General features: G+C 47.3%; 16 protein-coding genes and 1 riboswitch. Of the genes, 7 read left to right on the top strand and 9 right to left on the bottom strand.

The window, feature by feature from the left end:
* Window positions 1-87: 87 nt before the first annotated feature.
* Window positions 88-2910, bottom strand: a complete 2823-nt coding sequence (locus ACFSB2_RS25870; protein ID WP_377946085.1) for an alpha-L-rhamnosidase-related protein — start codon at window positions 2908-2910, stop codon at window positions 88-90.
* Window positions 2911-3371: 461 nt separating this feature from the next.
* On the opposite strand from ACFSB2_RS25870, the gene csaA reads away from it, so the two are divergent.
* From csaA to ACFSB2_RS25855, 3 genes are all read left to right on the top strand, one after another.
* On the top strand, window positions 3372-3701 hold the full coding sequence (gene csaA / locus ACFSB2_RS25865; RefSeq protein WP_377946084.1) for a chaperone CsaA: 330 nt from the start codon (window positions 3372-3374) through the stop codon (window positions 3699-3701).
* A 41-nt stretch (window positions 3702-3742) separates the two neighbouring features.
* Window positions 3743-4141, top strand: coding sequence for a group-specific protein (locus tag ACFSB2_RS25860; protein ID WP_377946082.1), 399 nt, complete (start codon window positions 3743-3745; stop codon window positions 4139-4141).
* 87 nt (window positions 4142-4228) lie between these two features.
* On the top strand, window positions 4229-4654 hold the full coding sequence (locus ACFSB2_RS25855; protein WP_377946081.1) for a GNAT family N-acetyltransferase: 426 nt from the start codon (window positions 4229-4231) through the stop codon (window positions 4652-4654).
* A gap of 507 nt (window positions 4655-5161) precedes the next feature.
* Here the strand turns inward: ACFSB2_RS25855 and ACFSB2_RS25850 are convergent.
* Entirely contained in the window at window positions 5162-6064 is a 903-nt protein-coding gene (locus tag ACFSB2_RS25850; protein WP_377946079.1) for a C40 family peptidase, read from the bottom strand.
* A 3-nt stretch (window positions 6065-6067) separates the two neighbouring features.
* A riboswitch (cyclic di-AMP (ydaO/yuaA leader) is annotated at window positions 6068-6188 on the bottom strand.
* 433 nt (window positions 6189-6621) lie between these two features.
* Window positions 6622-8670, bottom strand: coding sequence for a transglycosylase domain-containing protein (locus ACFSB2_RS25845; protein WP_377946078.1), 2049 nt, complete (start codon window positions 8668-8670; stop codon window positions 6622-6624).
* Window positions 8671-9263: 593 nt separating this feature from the next.
* Between ACFSB2_RS25845 and ACFSB2_RS25840 the strand changes: the two genes are divergently transcribed.
* Window positions 9264-10628: an APC family permease gene (locus tag ACFSB2_RS25840; protein WP_377946077.1), complete on the top strand. Its 1365-nt coding sequence runs from the start codon at window positions 9264-9266 to the stop codon at window positions 10626-10628.
* A gap of 305 nt (window positions 10629-10933) precedes the next feature.
* Here ACFSB2_RS25840 and ACFSB2_RS25835 read toward each other — a convergent pair whose 3' ends face one another.
* Entirely contained in the window at window positions 10934-11830 is an 897-nt protein-coding gene (locus ACFSB2_RS25835) for a C40 family peptidase (protein WP_377946076.1), read from the bottom strand.
* A 382-nt stretch (window positions 11831-12212) separates the two neighbouring features.
* Between ACFSB2_RS25835 and ACFSB2_RS25830 the strand changes: the two genes are divergently transcribed.
* The 3 genes from ACFSB2_RS25830 to ACFSB2_RS25820 all read left to right on the top strand — a co-directional run bounded on the left by ACFSB2_RS25830 (window position 12213) and on the right by ACFSB2_RS25820 (window position 13169).
* Window positions 12213-12497, top strand: a complete 285-nt coding sequence (locus tag ACFSB2_RS25830; protein WP_377946130.1) for an IreB family regulatory phosphoprotein — start codon at window positions 12213-12215, stop codon at window positions 12495-12497.
* A gap of 179 nt (window positions 12498-12676) precedes the next feature.
* On the top strand, window positions 12677-12829 hold the full coding sequence (locus ACFSB2_RS25825; RefSeq protein WP_377946131.1) for a hypothetical protein: 153 nt from the start codon (window positions 12677-12679) through the stop codon (window positions 12827-12829).
* Window positions 12762-13169, top strand: a complete 408-nt coding sequence (locus tag ACFSB2_RS25820; protein WP_377946075.1) for an alpha/beta hydrolase family protein — start codon at window positions 12762-12764, stop codon at window positions 13167-13169. Before ACFSB2_RS25825 ends, ACFSB2_RS25820 begins: the two co-directional genes overlap by 68 nt.
* Before the next feature lie 131 nt (window positions 13170-13300).
* Here ACFSB2_RS25820 and ACFSB2_RS25815 read toward each other — a convergent pair whose 3' ends face one another.
* The 5 genes from ACFSB2_RS25815 to ACFSB2_RS25795 all read right to left on the bottom strand — a co-directional run bounded on the left by ACFSB2_RS25815 (window position 13301) and on the right by ACFSB2_RS25795 (window position 18994).
* A complete protein-coding gene (locus tag ACFSB2_RS25815) occupies window positions 13301-14359 on the bottom strand; it encodes an LLM class flavin-dependent oxidoreductase (protein ID WP_377946129.1) in 1059 nt (352 codons plus the stop codon).
* 201 nt (window positions 14360-14560) lie between these two features.
* Window positions 14561-15517 (bottom strand): LysR family transcriptional regulator, encoded by a 957-nt coding sequence (locus ACFSB2_RS25810; RefSeq protein WP_377946073.1) that lies wholly within the window; start codon window positions 15515-15517, stop codon window positions 14561-14563.
* Between the two features lie 149 nt (window positions 15518-15666).
* Window positions 15667-16596 carry a carbon-nitrogen hydrolase family protein gene (locus tag ACFSB2_RS25805; RefSeq protein WP_377946071.1) on the bottom strand — a complete coding sequence of 310 codons (930 nt, stop codon included), beginning with the start codon at window positions 16594-16596 and terminating at the stop codon, window positions 15667-15669.
* A 56-nt stretch (window positions 16597-16652) separates the two neighbouring features.
* A complete protein-coding gene (locus ACFSB2_RS25800; protein WP_377946069.1) occupies window positions 16653-17270 on the bottom strand; it encodes a cysteine hydrolase family protein in 618 nt (205 codons plus the stop codon).
* Window positions 17271-17329: 59 nt separating this feature from the next.
* Window positions 17330-18994, bottom strand: coding sequence for a purine-cytosine permease family protein (locus tag ACFSB2_RS25795; protein ID WP_377946068.1), 1665 nt, complete (start codon window positions 18992-18994; stop codon window positions 17330-17332).
* Between the last annotated feature and the right edge of the window lie 11 nt (window positions 18995-19005).

Below are 19005 nucleotides of genomic sequence, written 5' to 3'. Positions count from 1 at the left end.
CACAAGTGTACGGAGTGCTTTTAGTAACGTACAACGTACAATAACAGATAGAAACGAATCTCAATCAGGCGTTTATCCCCTCTGATTTCAAGACATCTGGACAACTGGAACATCGAACAGGGATACAGTGCCCACTCGCACACCAGCAGGCACTTTCACGTAGTCGAGCACACGGCCATGCGCTTCTGTATGCCACTTCACTTCGATACAGCCGCGCGGATGAGGAAATGCCCCTTCCGCCTCCGTCACGCTGTGAGCCTGCACACGAATGTCGACGACGTCCAAATTGGGCGCCTCGGGAAAATGCACCCCGAGCAATTGCTTGGACAAGTAAAATGTCGGACTGGCAGACCAGGCATGGCATAAACTGAGATTCAAATCAAAATACTCCGGACAGGTGCGCAGCCCCTGCGCCAGCATCCACCCCCACCCCTGACGTATCAAGCGCTCTGCAGTTTCCGCCATGCCCAATTGGTAAAGCGCGTCCAAGATGTAAAACGCATAGCTCGGAGATATCAGCACGCCGTGTTGTGGGCTGTAACCATCGACAAACAAAGAACGCAATTCGCGGGCTGCAAAATGTTGTATAGACGCACTTTGCGCAGCATCGACAACACCCGCGCGTACAGCAAACAAACTCGCATGCACCGAATGTGTGGTGCGTTCCAAGTTGTCGCTGTAGCATCCCAAATCCGGATTCCAAAACTGCTCGTATATCGATTTGGACAAAATGTCGATCCGCCGCTGCAAAGCTTGAACTTCCGCCACTTCCCCAATGGCTTCAGCCAGCACGACTGCACTTTGCAGAGCGATCAAGTAAACGCAGCTGAAAACACAGTGAATCCCGGTATTGTCCATGTATCCCTCTTTGATCATCAAATCTCCATGAAAGCCACCGTACATTGCCTTGATGTTCCGATGGACGTCCCATTCGGAATCAAGCAATAGATCTGCACGTTCGTCCGCAAGTTCGTGGAACCAGGCAAGATTGTTTTGCATCGCTTGCCAATATGTGCGAATGAACGCTTTATCCCCCGTCATTTCGTAATAGATTCGATAGCCCTCCAGCATATTCAGCGCAAAATCACTGATGGTGTAATCACCAGTGTTCGGATAGCAGGCGCGGAATTTACCGGTGTCATCCGGAGATTGCCCGAACAGCTCCAGACAACGGCGCATGAGGGCGTGATCGCCAAAAGTGGCGAGGTTGACGCAGTACTGAATGATGGTGTCGCGTCCATACATTCCCCGTTCACGCGTTGGGCAATCCTCGTAGATGTCTTCCATGTTTGCAGCTTGCGTGCGCAATCCTAACTGCCAAATCTCGTTGAAAAGCGGATCGGAACACGCGAATGCGCCTTTGAGCTCGACTGGATAATTTGCGGATCTCAGTAGAACTTGCTTGACTGTCACATCGCGCGATGTATTGCGAACGGTGATTTTGCCATAGCGAAAGCCGCGCGGCTGACTCAGCAACCAATCGCTTTCATCCTCACTGCAAATCATTCGGTCACCCAGCCCATAGTAATGCACATGCTTTAGATGCATTCGATCCGGCAGTAGGTGTTCACTGTACGTCAAATCAACCGTTGCACCCTGGACGCCAACGAAAGACAACTCTGGCAACACAAGCCGTGTTTGATCCAGTTCGAACGTGATGGAAAAACCATGGGGGTAGTCAGCAAGGGAAAAAACATGACCTTCGAGTTGATTAGGCGCCACCACCTCCAATGGTTCCCCATAGTCGTCCCAGCTGGTTTCCCGGCAAGGACTTTGGGCGGATTCATGTGCTGCAACATGCACCCAACCTCCGATTTCCGCCAATGGATCATCTGGTGCATAAGGAACTGGTTTATCTTGAATAAACTGCGCATATTCGTCGCGAGTCAGTATTGGCGTATGCAAGAAGATCTCATTTGAGCCAGCATTGCGCACAGCGGAGACGAACAAACCACAATCACTGGGGAGCGCCAAATAGTGATGCAAGATATCCTGGTACGCGTTGACCTGGCCGAAGTAGTGGTTCCAGCCTTTTTTCAATGGAAAACGTTGTTGAAACCGCATGTTTTTGTTGATGGCTTCGGCGCCAGAAGGGAGCTTTTCTCCGTTGATCCAGGTTTCACCGTAGAATACGCCTGCTGTGACCACTTGATCCGCCGGGGAATATATCCACGTGGTGTAGGCGACAAATGGGCTAAAATCTTCGCCAGCATCTTCACCGACAAACGGCAGCGGTAGATCAAACGAATACAAATCTTCGCGTTTTTCCAGCGGGAGGACGTGCAATACGCGGGAAATGGAAATGGGTTCTAGTGACATATAAGGGATGTTACGCGAAGACAGTTCGCCCCATATCGCTTGGTTGGACAATTCAACTGCAACATCCCAATGAGTATCAGTAAAATCGGTATCATTCCAGCCTATCTCTGCAAAATTTTGATCGTACAAATCTATGGCTTTTAAGGCAAAACTGGCTTTAGGGGCATAGCGTCCATGTGCGTGATCCGGTGTACATTTCCAAGTGCCTGCTTGAGTTCCGAGTTCTACCGTTTGCCCTGATTTTTGCACAACCGTCCCCCAAGCGATCATGCCTGCCCCGGATTGCATGGACATAAACGTCTTGTGGCCAAAATAGTTCACCTGAACCGCAATTACGTTTTTACCGGGTCGCAAGTACGGCGCGATGTCATGCGTGTCATACTGTGGAAAGTGCGGATCAAAGCGAACTGGACCAAATTGGAGAAACTGTCCATTGATAAATAACTGATACGAGGTGTCCGCAAAAATGTTCAACTCCGCAGATTCTACGCTGTCCTCAATCAAAAAGTCCTTACGAAACCTGGCAAATAAATTTCGTCCTTGACCTGTGGAATCACACCAGACAAATTTCGCCTCTTTTGGCTTGGACATCATTGATCTCCTCCCTGCAAATCATGAATGATCCACTTTGGGTTTAAGCGCTTTCATCCTTTTCTCGACGACTTAGAAGATTGAACCCGCGATACAAACCACCGACTGGTTCTCATGCTGTAGACGGTACTGCGCTACATGACAACACATATTCCAATGTATATATCCAAGCACTCGTAACAAAATATCTTATTAATCAAAAGTTAACACAAATAAACGGTACGATTCAATTGTTTTTAAGGAAGCCAGTTAGTTGAAGCAGGCGTTAATATAGACAGTTGTCAAAGGCCCTCAGGATCAAGGCCTAACGAGCTCATTTTTGCTGATACTGAGTTGAAGGATATCCGTTAACCGGAATGATGGCATCACAGGCACAAAACGATTTCAACAGATTTTTGTACCACATAAATTGGCGTACAATATATGTAACAGTCAAATCCTTCTTTAAAAGGAGCTATCTCATGGCTACGATTGATGATTTTTTAAAACTTGACCTTCGTGTTGGCACCGTTGTAGAAGCAGAACCCTTTCCAGAGGCACGTATTCCAGCGATCAGAATGAAAATCGATTTTGGCGATTTTGGAATGAAACGTTCGAGCGCACAGATTACAAAACGATATACGCCTGAATCGATTGTAGGTCGGCAAGTCGTCGCCGTCGTGAACTTCCCGCCAAGGCGAATCGCTGGATTTGAATCAGAGGTGTTGGTCCTTGGTGGGGTTCCAGAGAAAGGTGATGTGATATTGCTTCAGCCTGATGGTGATGTTCCAAATGGAACACCCATTGCCTGAAGCTAATTTACTAGGAGATAAATTATTAGGAGATAGATCAGATGCACAAATTCTACATTGCGTCGAGCTTTCGAAATATTGATGCTGTTCATTACGTAAGCCAACATTTGAAGAGTAAAGGTTACATTCAAACTTACGATTGGACCGAAAACTCTGAATCCCACCACACTCTGGCCTTTACTTTTGAAGACCTGAAACACATTGGGCAAAAAGAAAAGCAAGCTGTATTGGACGCTGATATTTTAATTGTATTGTTGCCAGGTGGAAAAGGAACCCATGTTGAATTAGGGATTGCACTTGGACACGGAAAGCGGATTTTTCTTCACTCACCTGACCAGGCGATAAATCAGCTCGAAGCGACAAGCACTTTCTATCATTTGCCTGAAGTTGAAAAAAGCTATGGGAGTTTGGATGATTTGGTGGAAAAAGTAACCGCATGATGACGCTTGATGGGAAACTGTGTGATAGGTGTGAACCATAGTTCCGGTATTACTTTTAACTAGCAAAACACTTGGGGGGCAAGGAAAATGACCCAAGATTTCACCATTCGGAACGGAGAAGTCGATGATAAATCCCTTATTCAGAAATATGGAGAAATTGATCCTGAATGGGCACTGAACGAAGGACTTCTTGCGGTAGCTTTTTCCGACACCAGTTTTCATGTTTTTATTGCTGAGACGTCAAAAGAAGCCGTGGGGTACGGATTGATGCGTATGGAGCGTGGCTCAAATCGTGACGCCATGATTTATGTTGTCTATATCTCGAAGCATGCCCGCCGTCAGGGATATGGCATGGCTTTGATGAATCACATGCTCGAAACTGCAGCAAATTCAAACTGCAAAATCGTTCGCTTAATGGTCAATGTTGATAACGTTTCGGCGTGTACTCTATACAAGAATCTTGGTTTTACTGAGCGCAGGATAGAGATGCACTTGAACTTGGAAAACAAATAGCGTCCTTATTCTATCGTATCAACGGCGATTTCCAACGGCATATATACCTGAAAATCGCTTTCGCAAAATCGCTCTCAAAGTATGCAAATCGTTCAATACACGTTTCACATCCGGGTGATGAAGAATTGACAAGAAAACCGCTAGCATTGCTCACAGTCATCTTCGCGTTGTTTTTGAGTGGTTGTGCACAAAAACAAAATGAGAATAGCTCCATGCATGCCGCTCCTCAAGTGCGTACAAAAGAAACTCAACCGCGCAATGTCCTTTTGGCCCTACATTCCGATAATAGCGAACACGAAACTTTTATCTGTAACGCCTTCTTAATCATGTACACAGTCCAATCCGTATCGTACTACTCAATTGAAAGCAGCCCTAAAGGTGAGTCCCAAGCAGGATGCTTTGGGACTCACGATGATGCACGTTTGTTCGTGTTACCCAAAAAGTGAAGGTAACACAAAACCTATCGTTCTGTTTTATGTACTGATATCTTTATAAATTGATCTCTACTTATATACCGGGATTGGTTGATTTTACATAAAGAGGTCCCCAGTAGTATGGGTCGTTTAAATCTCGTATCTGAACACCCTGTGATGAGGTCGCAGAGATAAATTGACTATTCCCGACGTAAATACCAACATGCGAAATCTCTTGCCCATCCGTATTAAAGAAGACAAGATCACCAGGTTGTAGATTTGACTTTGCTATCGTTTGTCCAATTTGTGCTTGATCAGCTGCTGTCCTGGGAAGAGATATGCCAAAATGTGCGAACACTGTTTGAACCAAGCCAGAACAGTCGATTCCCTTCGAGGATTCTCCTCCCATTTGATACGGTGTACCGATAAATTGTTTTGCGTAGCTAACGATTTGTTGGCCAGAAACAGCGGAAGGACTAGACACCTCATAATCAGTTAAAAGAATTTGCGTGTCATTTGATATGTTCCATGTTGTTCCGTTCCATTGTGATTTAATGCCCAAACAATTAAGAATCTGCATGATGTACCATATGGGCATGTATGTAGTTTGATTCCCGGAGCTAGGATCTACATTAACAATTTGATTGATCCTCTGAACAAAGGTTCCGTTTATATAAATTGAACTAGAACCATTGTCGACATGTAGATCACTTACATTTGGAGTATGAGATGTGCTGAGGTTCCAAACAGGACTTTTCCATGTACTATGAATATTGGCGTTATCGAGTGCTTGCATGATGTACCAAATTGGCATATACGTTGTACCATCATGCACGACGGCAGACGGTTTTGAAACAATTTTCCCGTTCAATGCGATGGATTTTTGCTGTAAAGCTGGACGATTGGTACTCGCAAATGCTGTAAGAGGATTGACAGTGACCGCAATACTAGCACAAACGGCACTAGTACGTAGAGACATAAGGACTTTTTTCTTCAATCTTTCGGCTCCTTCTGAGTCCTACGAGGTTAGTTGTCGGGTTCGGGAGAAGGCTCCCCTACACGATTCGCGATTCACCCCAGTTAAATCGTCCCCCGTTCTTGCGATTCGGACATTTAATCTCAATATTCAGTTGACTGGACAATTTGATTGAAAGGATTTATCTCAGTAATATTAAGATTCGTATGAAAGGTAGCAACTTTAAGGGTCAAGCATGTAACACATGGGCGCATGATAGTTACAAATGCGCTCGGCAACCACCATTACAGTACGCTCTGGTAAGAAACATCATGGAATTGCTCTCTGGGAGAGGGTTATCACATATGTGGGATGAATTCTATTCAAAGGGTTATGGGTAAAAGCTGGGTGTTATGGGTTACTGTTGGGTGTTTATGTATCTTTCATCAATATCTCCAAGAGCGTTTTTTCAGGTGTTTCAGCCCCAGCAGGGGCAGGGGCCGACTGGATCGATCCCCTATTTTAATCCTGATATTGTCACCAAATCGCAAAATTAATAAACCTTTTATATGGAAATGCGGGCTTCTTGTATCGTTCCACTATTTTCTGTGATGCGAAGGATGTTTATGTCCCCTTGGTGATGTATGCCTCTTTAACGATTTTATCCTAGGACGCCGCCTTTTCGTCGGATGTATAGCCTGACTTTTTTTATAAGCTGCAGTCGCAACCCCCTGCGATGCTGGATAAGGGCCAACATCAAATTTTTCTGGTTTCACCCCCGACTCGGCAATTTGGACGATATCTTTAAAGATTTTTGCCGCATTAGCCGATGGGTCAAGTGGTGACATCGTTAAATGGTATTGAGGAGACGATTTATCGTACCCAATGTAGACAGACCCGACAATATTCGGGGTGTATCCATCAAACCAGGCATTCCTAACCCAATTGGACTCCCCAGTCAGTCCAGGACTGTACTGAACGGTCCCTGTTTTCCCGGCAACACCCCACCCCGGCACTTTGGCTACAGTCCCGGTTCCGTAATCAACAACATCCTCCATCAATCGAGTCATATTTGTAGCCGTTGTTGGTTTCATTATCGCTTTTGAAGAAGAATGAAACTGATATACTGTTTTACCCGATTGATTTACCACACGCGTGATTAAATGGGACTTCATTTGAACTCCATTGTCATCGAACGGTTCATATGCTTGAGCCATTTCCAGTGGATTCACTCCATATTGCATACCGCCTATGGCGACACCTAGGTGCTCCCGGTCATTCTTGGTTAGTGCAATCCCATCTTTCATTGCAAACGATGTTCCCGTAGCTATCCCTATTTTGTCGAGGAGCCAAACAGATGCTACGTTTTGGGACCACTCAAGACCATACTGTAACGTGACTTTTGCCGGTGCATTCGCGTCCCAGTTTTGCGGTATGTAACCACCACCAAAATCCTGAGGACTGTTATCGAGAATAGAACTCGGTTTCCACTTCCCGCTTTGGATTGCTGGTGCATATTCCATAATCGGCTTGATGGATGAACCAGGTGAGCTGTTCGTGTAGGCTCTATCCAACCCTAATTGGGTAAATCCTTGCTTGCGTGAACCCGCAGCTCCAAGAATGCCACCTGTTTTCGGGTCGAGAAACACAGCGGCTCCCTGGACAACTGTACCCGACGGTTGCCCAGGGAAATCATGATCGTAATTTTTGCTCCAAAAAATCGTATCTACTGCCTTCTGTACGCGAGGATTAATTGTCGTATAGATTTTCAATCCGCCATGCAGAAGTTGTTCCGAGGTAATACCGATGCGCGCTGCGTAATCAAATAGAAAGTTCGTAAACAACGGATATTTGTCCCATGACTCGTCCGGAAACGCATGATACTTAACCCCTAATGGCGCCTTCTCCGCGATAGTTGCCACTTGAGTGCTAATGTATCCGTATTTAACCATGTTGAGAAGAACTTGATTGCGCCGCTCTAATGCAGCCTGTGGGTGAGCCAATGGATCGTACTCCGTCGGTGCTTGCGGAAGCCCTGCAAGTAGGGCTGCCTGGTCAAGAGTGAGCGTCTCCGATGGGTCCTTGAGATTAACCCCGAAATAACGCATTGCAGCTTGGTCTACACCGTCACTATTTTCACCCAAGAAAACTTTGTTTAAATACATGGTCAAGATTTCTTGTTTGGTAAAAGCCCGGTTAATTTTAATACCAAGAATAATTTGTTTCAGTTTGTACGATATGGTCTTGTCATCATTTAAGTACACCATTTTGGCGAGCTGGTCTTGAATTGTACTTGCACCTTGATCCGCACTTCTGTGCAATAAGTCGACCAAAAAGGATCTAAAAATACTTCTCACATCTACGGATGATCCGTTCCAATAATTGTTATCCTCAGTCGCGACAATCGCATTCTGTAGGTTTTTGGGGATCTGATGATATTGTAAGTCCGTCAACGTGGGTCCAATTTTCATATATTTCGCCCCGGTCGTATCGTAAACAACAGTAGGCTGAGCTGTTTTTGTTAATTTTGATAAATCAATTGGAGTGTGCTGATATAGTCGAAAAAACCAGTCTGAAAAGACCGCAGCAGAAGATGCTGCAATCACGAATACTCCTCCGCAAATCAATAAAGTGGTTTTCCATTTCACAAGCGTCTCCCCCTATCGATTCAAGCTGCCAGGAGTAGTCGCTCCCGTACATGAAAAAAGAGAATATGCGACAGTAGACATACGAATGCCACGAGACTGAAACATCAGGACTAGCATCGCATTGAGCATCTTACGCTTGAGATCTTATAACATTATCAGGACAACCATCCAAATCAAAATATGCCAATTTACTTATATGAATGTTTTGCAGGATGAATCCTTGATTTGAGATTCCCCAGCGTATAGTGGTTTTCTTTATTCTTCAGAACATCAATTTTCAATTTGTGAATTGAATGATGATCACACTTTTGGATCTCCACCTCGACCTTCGTGGCCTCTACGGAGTCTCTTTTTCAGGCCTTACATTCTATTGTTCCGCCTTTCGAAAGTAGTGGCAGTTGTGCTGCCCGCCTGGGTCGTTACCCGACCCTCCCAAGTTCTTGGCATCGGAAGATATGATTTATCGATTCACCACTTTACTTGAATAAAGTACCATTGATTTATAAGTCTTTATACCACATATTTATACAGTTATTTCATAGCATAAAGATTATAAATGTATAACTCTTTATTTATAAGGAGATGCCGTCCTCGTGGAAAACCAAAAACAACTAAGAAAAGGCATTGGACTGTTTATCGCGACTGCGTTGGTCGCTGGAAACATGATGGGTTCCGGTATTTTCATGTTGCCTGCAACGCTGGCTCAAGAGGCTGGACCAGGTTCTACCATGATTGCATGGCTACTTACGGGCATTGGTTCAATATTTTTAGCGTTATCATTTGCGAATCTGGGCAGCCGCTATCCTCAAAGTGGTGGACCTTATGAATTTTCTAAAAGAGGGTTTGGAGATTTCATCGGCTTTATCAATGCTTGGCTATATTGGAACGGCTCTTGGATTGGAAATGTAGCCGTCATTCTTGCCATTGCAAGTTATGCAGGGAATCTCATACCGACGATTTCTAGCAAACATCTGATTGGATTCCTTGTAACAAGTGCAATTCTATGGATATTCACCATAATTAACATCTTAGGTGTACGCTTGGCCGGCAAAATCCAGACGGCAATCACGGCATTTGAGATCATCCTGTTTTTAATCTTTGTCGTCGTTGCAGCGATGCACTTCCACGCAGGCAATTTAACACCGTTATTCCCTGCGCACAAAGGAGCTGGTGCGGTATCTGTAGCTGCATCATCTACCCTCTGGGCTTTTATTGGTCTTGAAAGTGCCACAGTTGCCGGAGGAGAGATACGAAACCCACAAAAGAACATACGTCGAAGCACTATTCTTGGTATATCGATTGCAACACTACTCTACATGGCTATTAACTTCTTTGCTATGGGGGCAATGAATCAGAAAGCTCTTGCCGGAAGCCCTGCACCAATTTCAGATATTCTCGCTCAATTTTTTGGGACAGGCATCGGTCGACTAATTACCATAGCAGCTGTCATCAGTATCCTTGGAACAACCGTCGGTTGGCTACTATCCACAGCTCGTGTTGCTTACGCAGCTGGTGTAGACGGTGTCTTCCCTAAATCGTTTGCCAAGGTTCATGCCAAATACCAGACGCCCTATATGGCACTTATAATTGGCTCTGTTTTAGCGAATATATTACTGTTAATGAATTATACGAAGAGCTTTAACTCAGCGTTTAATTTCGTGGTCTTACTGGCTACACTGAGCTATCTCCCTGTATACGCGATGACTGCAGCTTCCGAGATTCGGTTGATGAAGAAAATGTATGGCAAAGTAACTGTATTGAAATTCATCAAGGTGTCATTCATCCCATTGCTCGGCTTTATCTATGCTGGCTGGGCAATTTACGGATCAGGTGCGAAGACAGTCATGTATGGGTTTCTACTCTTATTAGCGGGAATTCCGTTTTACCTATACATGAACTATAAACGTGAGGCTGTACCTGAAGAGAAACCTGCTAGTAGCATAACTGCAGACATATAAAAAACCGCCGGGATGTTTCAAACTATACATGCCTTCCGCCTGGGTATCCGTGTTTTTACGGAATTCCTGGGCGGATTTGCATTCTCTACAAATATTCATTTCCATTTAGTTCAGGATGGAGACTATGGGACGAATAAATAATTAGGAATCAAACCCTACCTGTAGAGTAGGGAACTGGTTGCCCAGCCCCCGATGCTCCCTTTAACACAACCATTTCGTTTATCTTAATATCCTTCTGTTCACATGTTCCAAACGAGACTCTCTCACCAATTCAACCATTAACCCTAAAATGCTCTAATTGTATTCTAAAACATCCGTCGATAAGAGGTAATGTGTTTTCCCCAATAACTCCCATGTCCCAAACTAAGATACCCGACCTTTCCAAGTCCCCCACCGCAGTTGATGAAGCGATTGTTTCCCACATAAATGCCCACATGTTTACCCCGTTCAAAAATAATTAAGTCTCCTGCACTTCTTTCTGAAAAGCGAACAGGCTCGCCTACATGTAAGTACTGTCCGCGACTAGCGGTGGTGAAACGATAGCCAAGTGCGTGATGATAAACATATTCTGTGAAGTTACTGCAGTCAAAACCGTATTGTCCACGATCTTCGTTGTGTCCCCATATGTATTTGGTTCCAAGTTTGCTTCGTGCAACCGCCAGCACCGCATCTACTTTTGCTTGGTGGCTTGATTCCTGACCTGCCCTCGGTTGGATGTTATAGTCTATGCGCACCCCTCGTGGCGGCAGGTGAATACTTGCCATTGCCATGACCGCATCTTCCTGCATTTGTGACAACGCCGGATGGCTACTGTCTGGTGAGATGAGTTCTGGGGGGACGTCCACTGTACGAGACTGATGTGTTTTGTCGTTGATGAGCAGGACGTCTCGAATGTGGGCATCGGGATATGTCGAAGTCGCAAAATTGACCACACTTTCCGAACTAGACGTATCGAGTATGTCTTCGCCGTTTTGTTTATTATCAACGGGTGTCATGTGGATAACAACCTGCTGATTCTTCTCTTGGTAATCTACTTGAACGGCTTTTACCAATTTTGTGTATGCATTGTATTGTACAAACGGAACCTGTGCCGCAGCTTGATTTTGGCTTTTTTTCGTTTGGGGTTGACATCCAGCAATCGTGCACATCATCATTACACTGAGTCCCCAAACGGCAGGTTTTTTAAGTTTAGTGAACTGCATTCTCTCCCTCCTTGGAAGATCATCTTGCTCTTAATGGTTACGTTTTCCTTTGTGTGTGTGAGATATCCACGTAGGGCGAAAAAATTAGGATGCCGCTTGTCACTTACGAAAAGTTTGCAAAGAGCGTCTTAACCTTGTGAGCTGAAATAACATGAAGAAAACATGAAGGAATGCGCCACCTTTAACACAGTCGACTTGCCAACGCCACAAGGGCCAGATGTCAGCTTTATCGTGCTATCAATGCTATAGTTATCCTTAAAACTAGGAATCTACCCTCACACTAGTTGGGTAACTTCTACCTCCTGGCTATGCCCTCCCCAGCCCCATGAAAAATGACATCACACCGAATCTTAAGGGAGAAAAGTATCTCATTTTCAGACATATGAGTGAGGTGGCCATTTTGAATAGTTACGATTTTGACAAAACGATACTGATAACGAAATCGGAGAATACACAGACACAAGAGGCGTTCCGGGTTGCTTACTATGCACTTAAGGAAAAAGGCTACGATCCGATATCCCAACTGGTCGGTTATTTGAATTCAGGAGATCCAGCGTATATCACGAACCAAATTGATGCCAGGAATACCATTCACGGAATCGCTCGAGGAGACTTGATGAATGAATTGGTGCTTGCCACGGCGGCTCTACGATTCCGAGGCAACTGACACATCAGAACATGGGCTGACAATATGACACGATAGGTCTGCACTCCGGGCAGGCAATTTATCTATACCCGGAATACCGCGGCTACAATGGAAGTGGCGGCACCGTCCCAGGCATTTTAGGTGTGATTCACGATATCAACAACGCGATCACGGCGACCCAGTCGTTAAAAGGTCTTCATGTGAGCAGACTCTATCTATATGGAATTTCCTTGGGAGGAGGCGCAGTACTACAACTCGCTTCGGAACGCGACGACGTAAAAGCCGTTGCCGTCGACAGCCCGTTTGTCGGATTTGACGCGACCATCAAATGGTTTGATAAGCTGGGAAAATAGGAGACATCCTCCTATATTTCGAGCATGCATAAAACATTTTTACACCTATTACGGAAATCACCTAGCTGCTGCGGCTTATACCGCACGCTCCCCGATTGATCACATTTCGACCATTCACGCGCCAGTTCTGTTGCTCCAAGGGACAGACGACCATCGTGTGATCTGGCAAAGCGTTCAAGCATACGCTGAAGACATGAAAAAAGACCACAAGACCGTGAAATTCGTACTGGTGAAGGGCGGTCAACACGGTCTGGTGGATCACGCAAATACATATGGCGAAGGGGTGTCATTCCCTGACACATGGTTTCAGAAATACGGTTTTCCCGAACCGCTCTTTTAAGCAAAATTGATTTTCCCATTGCAAGTCATCTGTCTTCGCATCGACCGCTATTTTTGCTTGTCCTATTAGCATGGGTATAGATGGGTCTGAAGTTCCCGCACACACCACAGCACTCCAAGACCCATGCCACCTTACTTCACTTCGTTCTCGGCTTCCCATCTCGCCACTTCTTCGCGCACGCGTGGCGCCACCTCTGTCCCCAACAGCTCGATGGCTCGCATCACATCCGCATGCGGCATCGATCCGACAGGCACATGCAACATGAACCGCGTGATGCCGACGTGTTTGCGCAAATGGATGATTTTCTCGGCGACCACGTCAGGACTCCCAACATAAAGCGCCCCATCAAAGCTACGCGCAGCGTCGAAGCTGGCGCGATCATAATGTCCCCAGCCACGCTCGCGGCCAAGGACATTCATCGCCTGTTGCGTAGGGCGAAAGAACTTTTCAGCAGCCACTTCAGTAGTCTCGGCGATAAACCCGTGCGAGTGTGACGCCACCGGCAATTGCGCCGCATCATGCCCTGCATGCTCAGCTGCTTGCTGATAGAGTTGCACAAGTGGCGCAAACTGCACCGGGCGCCCGCCAATAATCGCCAGAACAAGTGGAAGCCCTAAAAGACCCGCACGAACCACAGATTCCGAGTTGCCCCCGCTGCCAATCCACACTGGCAACGGATTTTGCACTGGACGCGGATACACGCCCAAATCGTGAATCGCCGGCCGATGCCCACCGCGCCAAGTCACTTTCTCTGATGCGCGCAAAGCCAGCAACAACTCCAGCTTTTCATCAAAGAGTTCGTCGTAATCTTTTAAGTCGTAACCAAACAACGGGAAAGATTCGATGAAAGACCCTCGCCCCGCCATGATCTCTGCACGTCCGTTCGAGATGCCGTCCAGCATGGAAAACTCTTCAAACACACGCACCGGATCTGCCGACGACAACACCGTCACCGCACTTGTCAGCCGAATTCGGTTTGTCTTTGACGCAGCCGCAGCCAACACGACAGCTGGAGAAGACGAGGCGTAATCCCTGCGATGATGTTCGCCCACACCATACACATCCAACCCGACTTCATCTGCTAGGACAATTTCCTCGACAACTTCCCGCAAGCGCTGCGCATGGCTCACCACTTTCCCCGTTTCAACATCCGGCGTCGTCTCTGCAAACGTGCTTACACCAATCTCCACTGCCAGTCCTCCTTTATCGCCAATTATCGCATGATTGACCGCTTCTTCAAAATCAAACAGACGTGACTTGTAGCCTGCCACGCTTGATGCGTTCTAGGCCAACAGAATCACGAAAAAGCCAGTCCAACAAAGCATAGCGAATGGCGCGGCACAAAAGGACAAGCGGATGATGGAGGTAGATGACAATCCGCGCCATTCATGTTACGCATTCGACAAATGGGAGATCTTGCGCAGTAAACGCGCATGCAGCCGCTTGGCAATTTGTTCAATCGGAAATACGTGGTCACATTGTTTGGCATAAGACAAGTAGAGGAGTGGTGTAGGATACTGCTTGCCCAAACGGATCATCCGAAACGGCAGTGGTTTGTCGAGCAGATGAAGCATATTGGTGACAGAGACAAATGAGTAGCCAGCGCCGTATTTGACAATGTCGAACAGCACTTGCATATTGTCGACGATGTGGTAGCGATTCGGCACACGCCCATACATATTGATAAACGCTTGCCCGACCATATCGCGAAACCCGATGAGCGGCGAACCACTCAACAAGACAAACGGCTTATCCTCCAATGCCCACACATTGCTCAAATCCGCCTCAATGCGCGGATATCCGTCATAGGGGTAAATCAACGCCAACTCATCTTCAAATAGTGACAGCGTATGGACACTCGGTTCCAAATTCCCGCCAAAATAAATGCAAAGATGCAGTTCTTCGTGTCCCGTTAAATTGAGCATCAGATCAGAATAGTCCGTGACGAACTTGCAATCGATGTCTGGATTGATGGCGTGCATTTCTTCAATCATCGTTTCGATCAGCGCTGGACAAAGTGTGTTATCAATGCCAATCCGCAGACTGTGGCTGTCCGTGATCGCGTTAAAAGGCGGGGTCAATTCGTGACTTTCCTGCCTGCTCATCAGCGTGGCTGCCTCCTCCATGTTCTGAAGCAGCTTGGCTGAATACGACAAGAAAAATTGCCCTTGCTTCGTCAATTGAACGCCGTCCCATTTTCGTTCTAACAGTTTGACGCCAAGTCCCCGCTCCAACCTCTGCAGCCGCATGCTGAGTGTGGGCTGTGTGACATGAAGCGCGCGCGCAGCGCTGGAGATAGACTTTTCTCGAGCAACAACCATAAATGATTGCAATTCTTCAAAATCCACTGTCCATCGCTCCCCTTCCTCTGTCGGTAAAAACCACGGAACATATCCGTGGTTTTTACCGGGAATCCAGGTTGTCATCCATTACGGCGACCATTCAGACACCGCCAATGCTGGCTTATCGTGTGTTTTCCGCTTCTTTTACCGCCAAACTATTTGACCAATTCCGGCACTTCACTCCACACTTTCAACATATCCGCGTAAATGTCTGGCCGCCAGTCCGGAATGCCAGTGATGGAGTTGTTTGTAAACAAGGGCAACCGTTCGCGCTGAGTATGGGCCAAAGCCAAATCAATGGTGGCCAACACAATGTCCTCCCTGTTCTCAATCGGCTCGCCGTAATAGGTCGAACCGATGGTGAAGGATGGGCCGGAGACCAAGCTCCCGCCAGGGAAATACGCGTTTAGGTCTTGCCCGACCAAGTTCGAACTTGCCACATACATGGCGTTTTCGATGGCGCGAGATTTCAATTGCGTATAGTATAGTTCCTTCCATCCTTCGATGTCGGAAACCGCGGTTGGATTGAGATAGAGGCGCGCGCCCAAAGCCGCATAATAGCGAGCCAGTTCGGGAAAGCAGTAGGTGTCATAGCATATCCCCACACCGACCGGCCCCCAGGGTGTGCTGAACAGGAGTGGATCTGTGCCTTTGGCCGCCCATTTCGACTCTGTTCCTGCCGGGTGTATTTTGCGATACCCGCCAATGACGCCTTCAGGTCCGATGACAGCAGCAGAATTATAGAGAATATCGTCATTGACGCCATCTCGCTCCGGCATGCCCAAGACGACGAACACCCCGTACATTTGTGTCAATTCGGCGATTTCATCCGTCGCTGGCCCTGGTATGGTTTCTGCATTCTGTTTTTGCATGTCTGGATGCTCATCATCTATCCCATAACCGGTCAGCGCCGTTTCCGGAAACAGGATGATGTCTGCCCCTCGCTTGGCTGCCGCTTTGATGTAGCTTTTGATTCTGGCCAAATTGCCAGCCTTGTCGCCCCAAACCGCATGAAAATTGACACTCGCCACAGTGACGATATCTTCCGCCTGTTTGCCTGATTCCACGAGACCTCCGTATGCCATGCGCCAACAACCTCTCCAAAATTTATTTTTGACACAGTTGAATCAGTGGCGGCAACTCAGCCAACCATGGGCACCGGACTGGACCAGTATTCGATAATATCCGCCGCGTTTAAAACCAGTCCGAAATTGTTCGTGATGTTTTTACAGGTGGCGTCGTGCAACTCTGCATCGTACCCAGCGCACGCATCCTGAACCAATGTGACATGATAATCCATCATAAAGCCGTCCCTTGCTGTCGACTCCACGCATACGTTGGTCGCCACACCGGTTATCACCAGCGATTTGCGTTTGAGATTGCCAAGAATCATATCCAGTTCAGTGCCAATAAACGCGCTGTAGCGATGTTTCTCCACTACAATGTCCTCGGAGGCGGGGCTCAACTTGTAAAACTCAGTGCCCCAGCTCCCTTTCTCACAGACAGCTATCGGATTTTCCTCCATGCGCTTCGACCACGCATCCGAGACTGTCTTATCATTGAGCGTCATTTGAATAAAAACAACGGGCACCCCATTTCCATGCGCTGTGTCAATCAGCGCCTGGAGCTGTGAAATGATGGCCTGCGCGGCTGTGACGTCTGATCCCCGCCTGGCACAAGCCCCGTCCTCGTGACAAAAATCATTTTGCACATCGACAATGACCAACGCCGTATCCTCGGGATTTAAATGTTCCTTCATTTGATTGTTGACCTCCTTGTATGAAAAACTCGTTTCATCCAGCAGTCACGCCAGTTGCATTACGCGCCATACGTTCCAGATTCTTGTTCCGGCGAAAGCGATGACGCCCCAACTTTGCAGGCATCGTGACAGGAACTCTCCAAGCTGCAGCACAGTGAGCAAATCGGGCCGCTGTGGAAAGGACAAAACGCAATGTCATGCGCTTCAAACGGATTTTTGCAGACTGTACACGTCACTTCCCCAGATTTTTCAAACCATTTCTCCATCGAACTGGTTCTGGCGATGTAGTACTTGCCTTTGGTGATGATGGCGATGGTCGGCGCCAGAATCATCGCCAACACCAGGGACAAAAACGGCGCGTAGGCTTGCAGCATCGGACCAAATACACCGAAGTAGGCAATGATGGAAACAACGGAAGCGATGATCATAGAACCAAAACCGACCGGATTGAAGTTGTAGAGATGCGCCCGCTTGAACTCGATGTAGGACGGGCTGAGTTTCAAGATGCGCTTGTTGATCATGATGTCGGCGACGATGGCGCCTATCCAAGCGACGGCCACATTGGAATAGAAGCCGAGAATCTTATCGATGGTGTTAAAGACGCCCAGTTCCATAATCAGCACGCCCACAACTACCTGGAACAACAGCCACACCACGCGTCCTGGATGTGTGTGCAAGGTTCGCGAGAAAAAGTTGGACCAGGACAAGGAACCGGAGTACGCGTTTGACACATTGATTTTGAGTTGCGAGAGAAGAACCAACAACGTGGCAATCAGAAGCGTTGCATACGGACTGCCAAACAGCGCGTGAAACGCGTAGTTGAACATCGTGATCGGCACATCCGCTTGCGCCGCCCCGGCGAGCGGTGTCACATATGATGCCAGATATGTGCCAATCAAGCTTTGAACGATGCCAATGAGGGCAAAGCCAGGCCCGCCAATGATGACCGCCCACGCCCAGGCCCTACGATTCTTGTTTGTCCGATCCGGCATGAAGCGCAGATAGTCGGCCTGTTCGCCAATTTGCGCAATCCCGGAAAGCTGTACGCCTGCCACCATACCGAACATCAGCGGAGAAAAACGGACACCGCTCTTGGATCCTCCGGCAAAGTGCATCCAACGATTGAGCGAAGACGGGTCATGAATCATGACGCCGCCAATGGCCAAGACCAACAAGGCAATCCATATCGGCTGTGTCCACTTTTGAAATTTCGTGAGCAGTGTCATGCCATAGAGCACAAGCGGAATGATAACCACGCCGCAAATGAGGTAGCTGATGAAAATCGGGATGTGAAAGAAATCCGTGATGGCCTGCCCCATAATCGCGCCTTCTAGTGCAAAAAAGACAAAGGTGAAGGTCGAATAAATCAACGAGGTCAATGTGGATCCCAAGTAACCGAATCCCGCCCCACGAGTGAGTAAATCCATATCGATGTTGTACTTGGCAATTTGAAAGGCAATGGGCGTACTGGTGAAAAAGATAATGATGGAGGTCACCAGGATCCCCAACAACGCATTGACGATGCCGTATGTGATGACCAAAGATCCGCCGATCGCGTAGCTCGCCATGGCAGCCACGCCGCCAATACCGGACAGACAAACCGCCCACGGCGACCACTTGCGAAACGTGCTTGGCGCATAGCGCAACGAATAGTCTTCGAGCACCGGATTATTCACAAGTTTATTAAAATTCCGATTACGTTTGCTCTGTTCAGCTGCTGGCATCGATTCCGACC

The organism is Alicyclobacillus fodiniaquatilis (assembly GCF_042678105.1).
In the GTDB taxonomy this organism is placed as follows: domain Bacteria; phylum Bacillota; class Bacilli; order Alicyclobacillales; family Alicyclobacillaceae; genus Alicyclobacillus; species Alicyclobacillus fodiniaquatilis.
The sequence above is the reverse complement of the archived record's forward strand: the minus strand, read 5'-3'. Positions and strand labels throughout refer to the sequence as shown.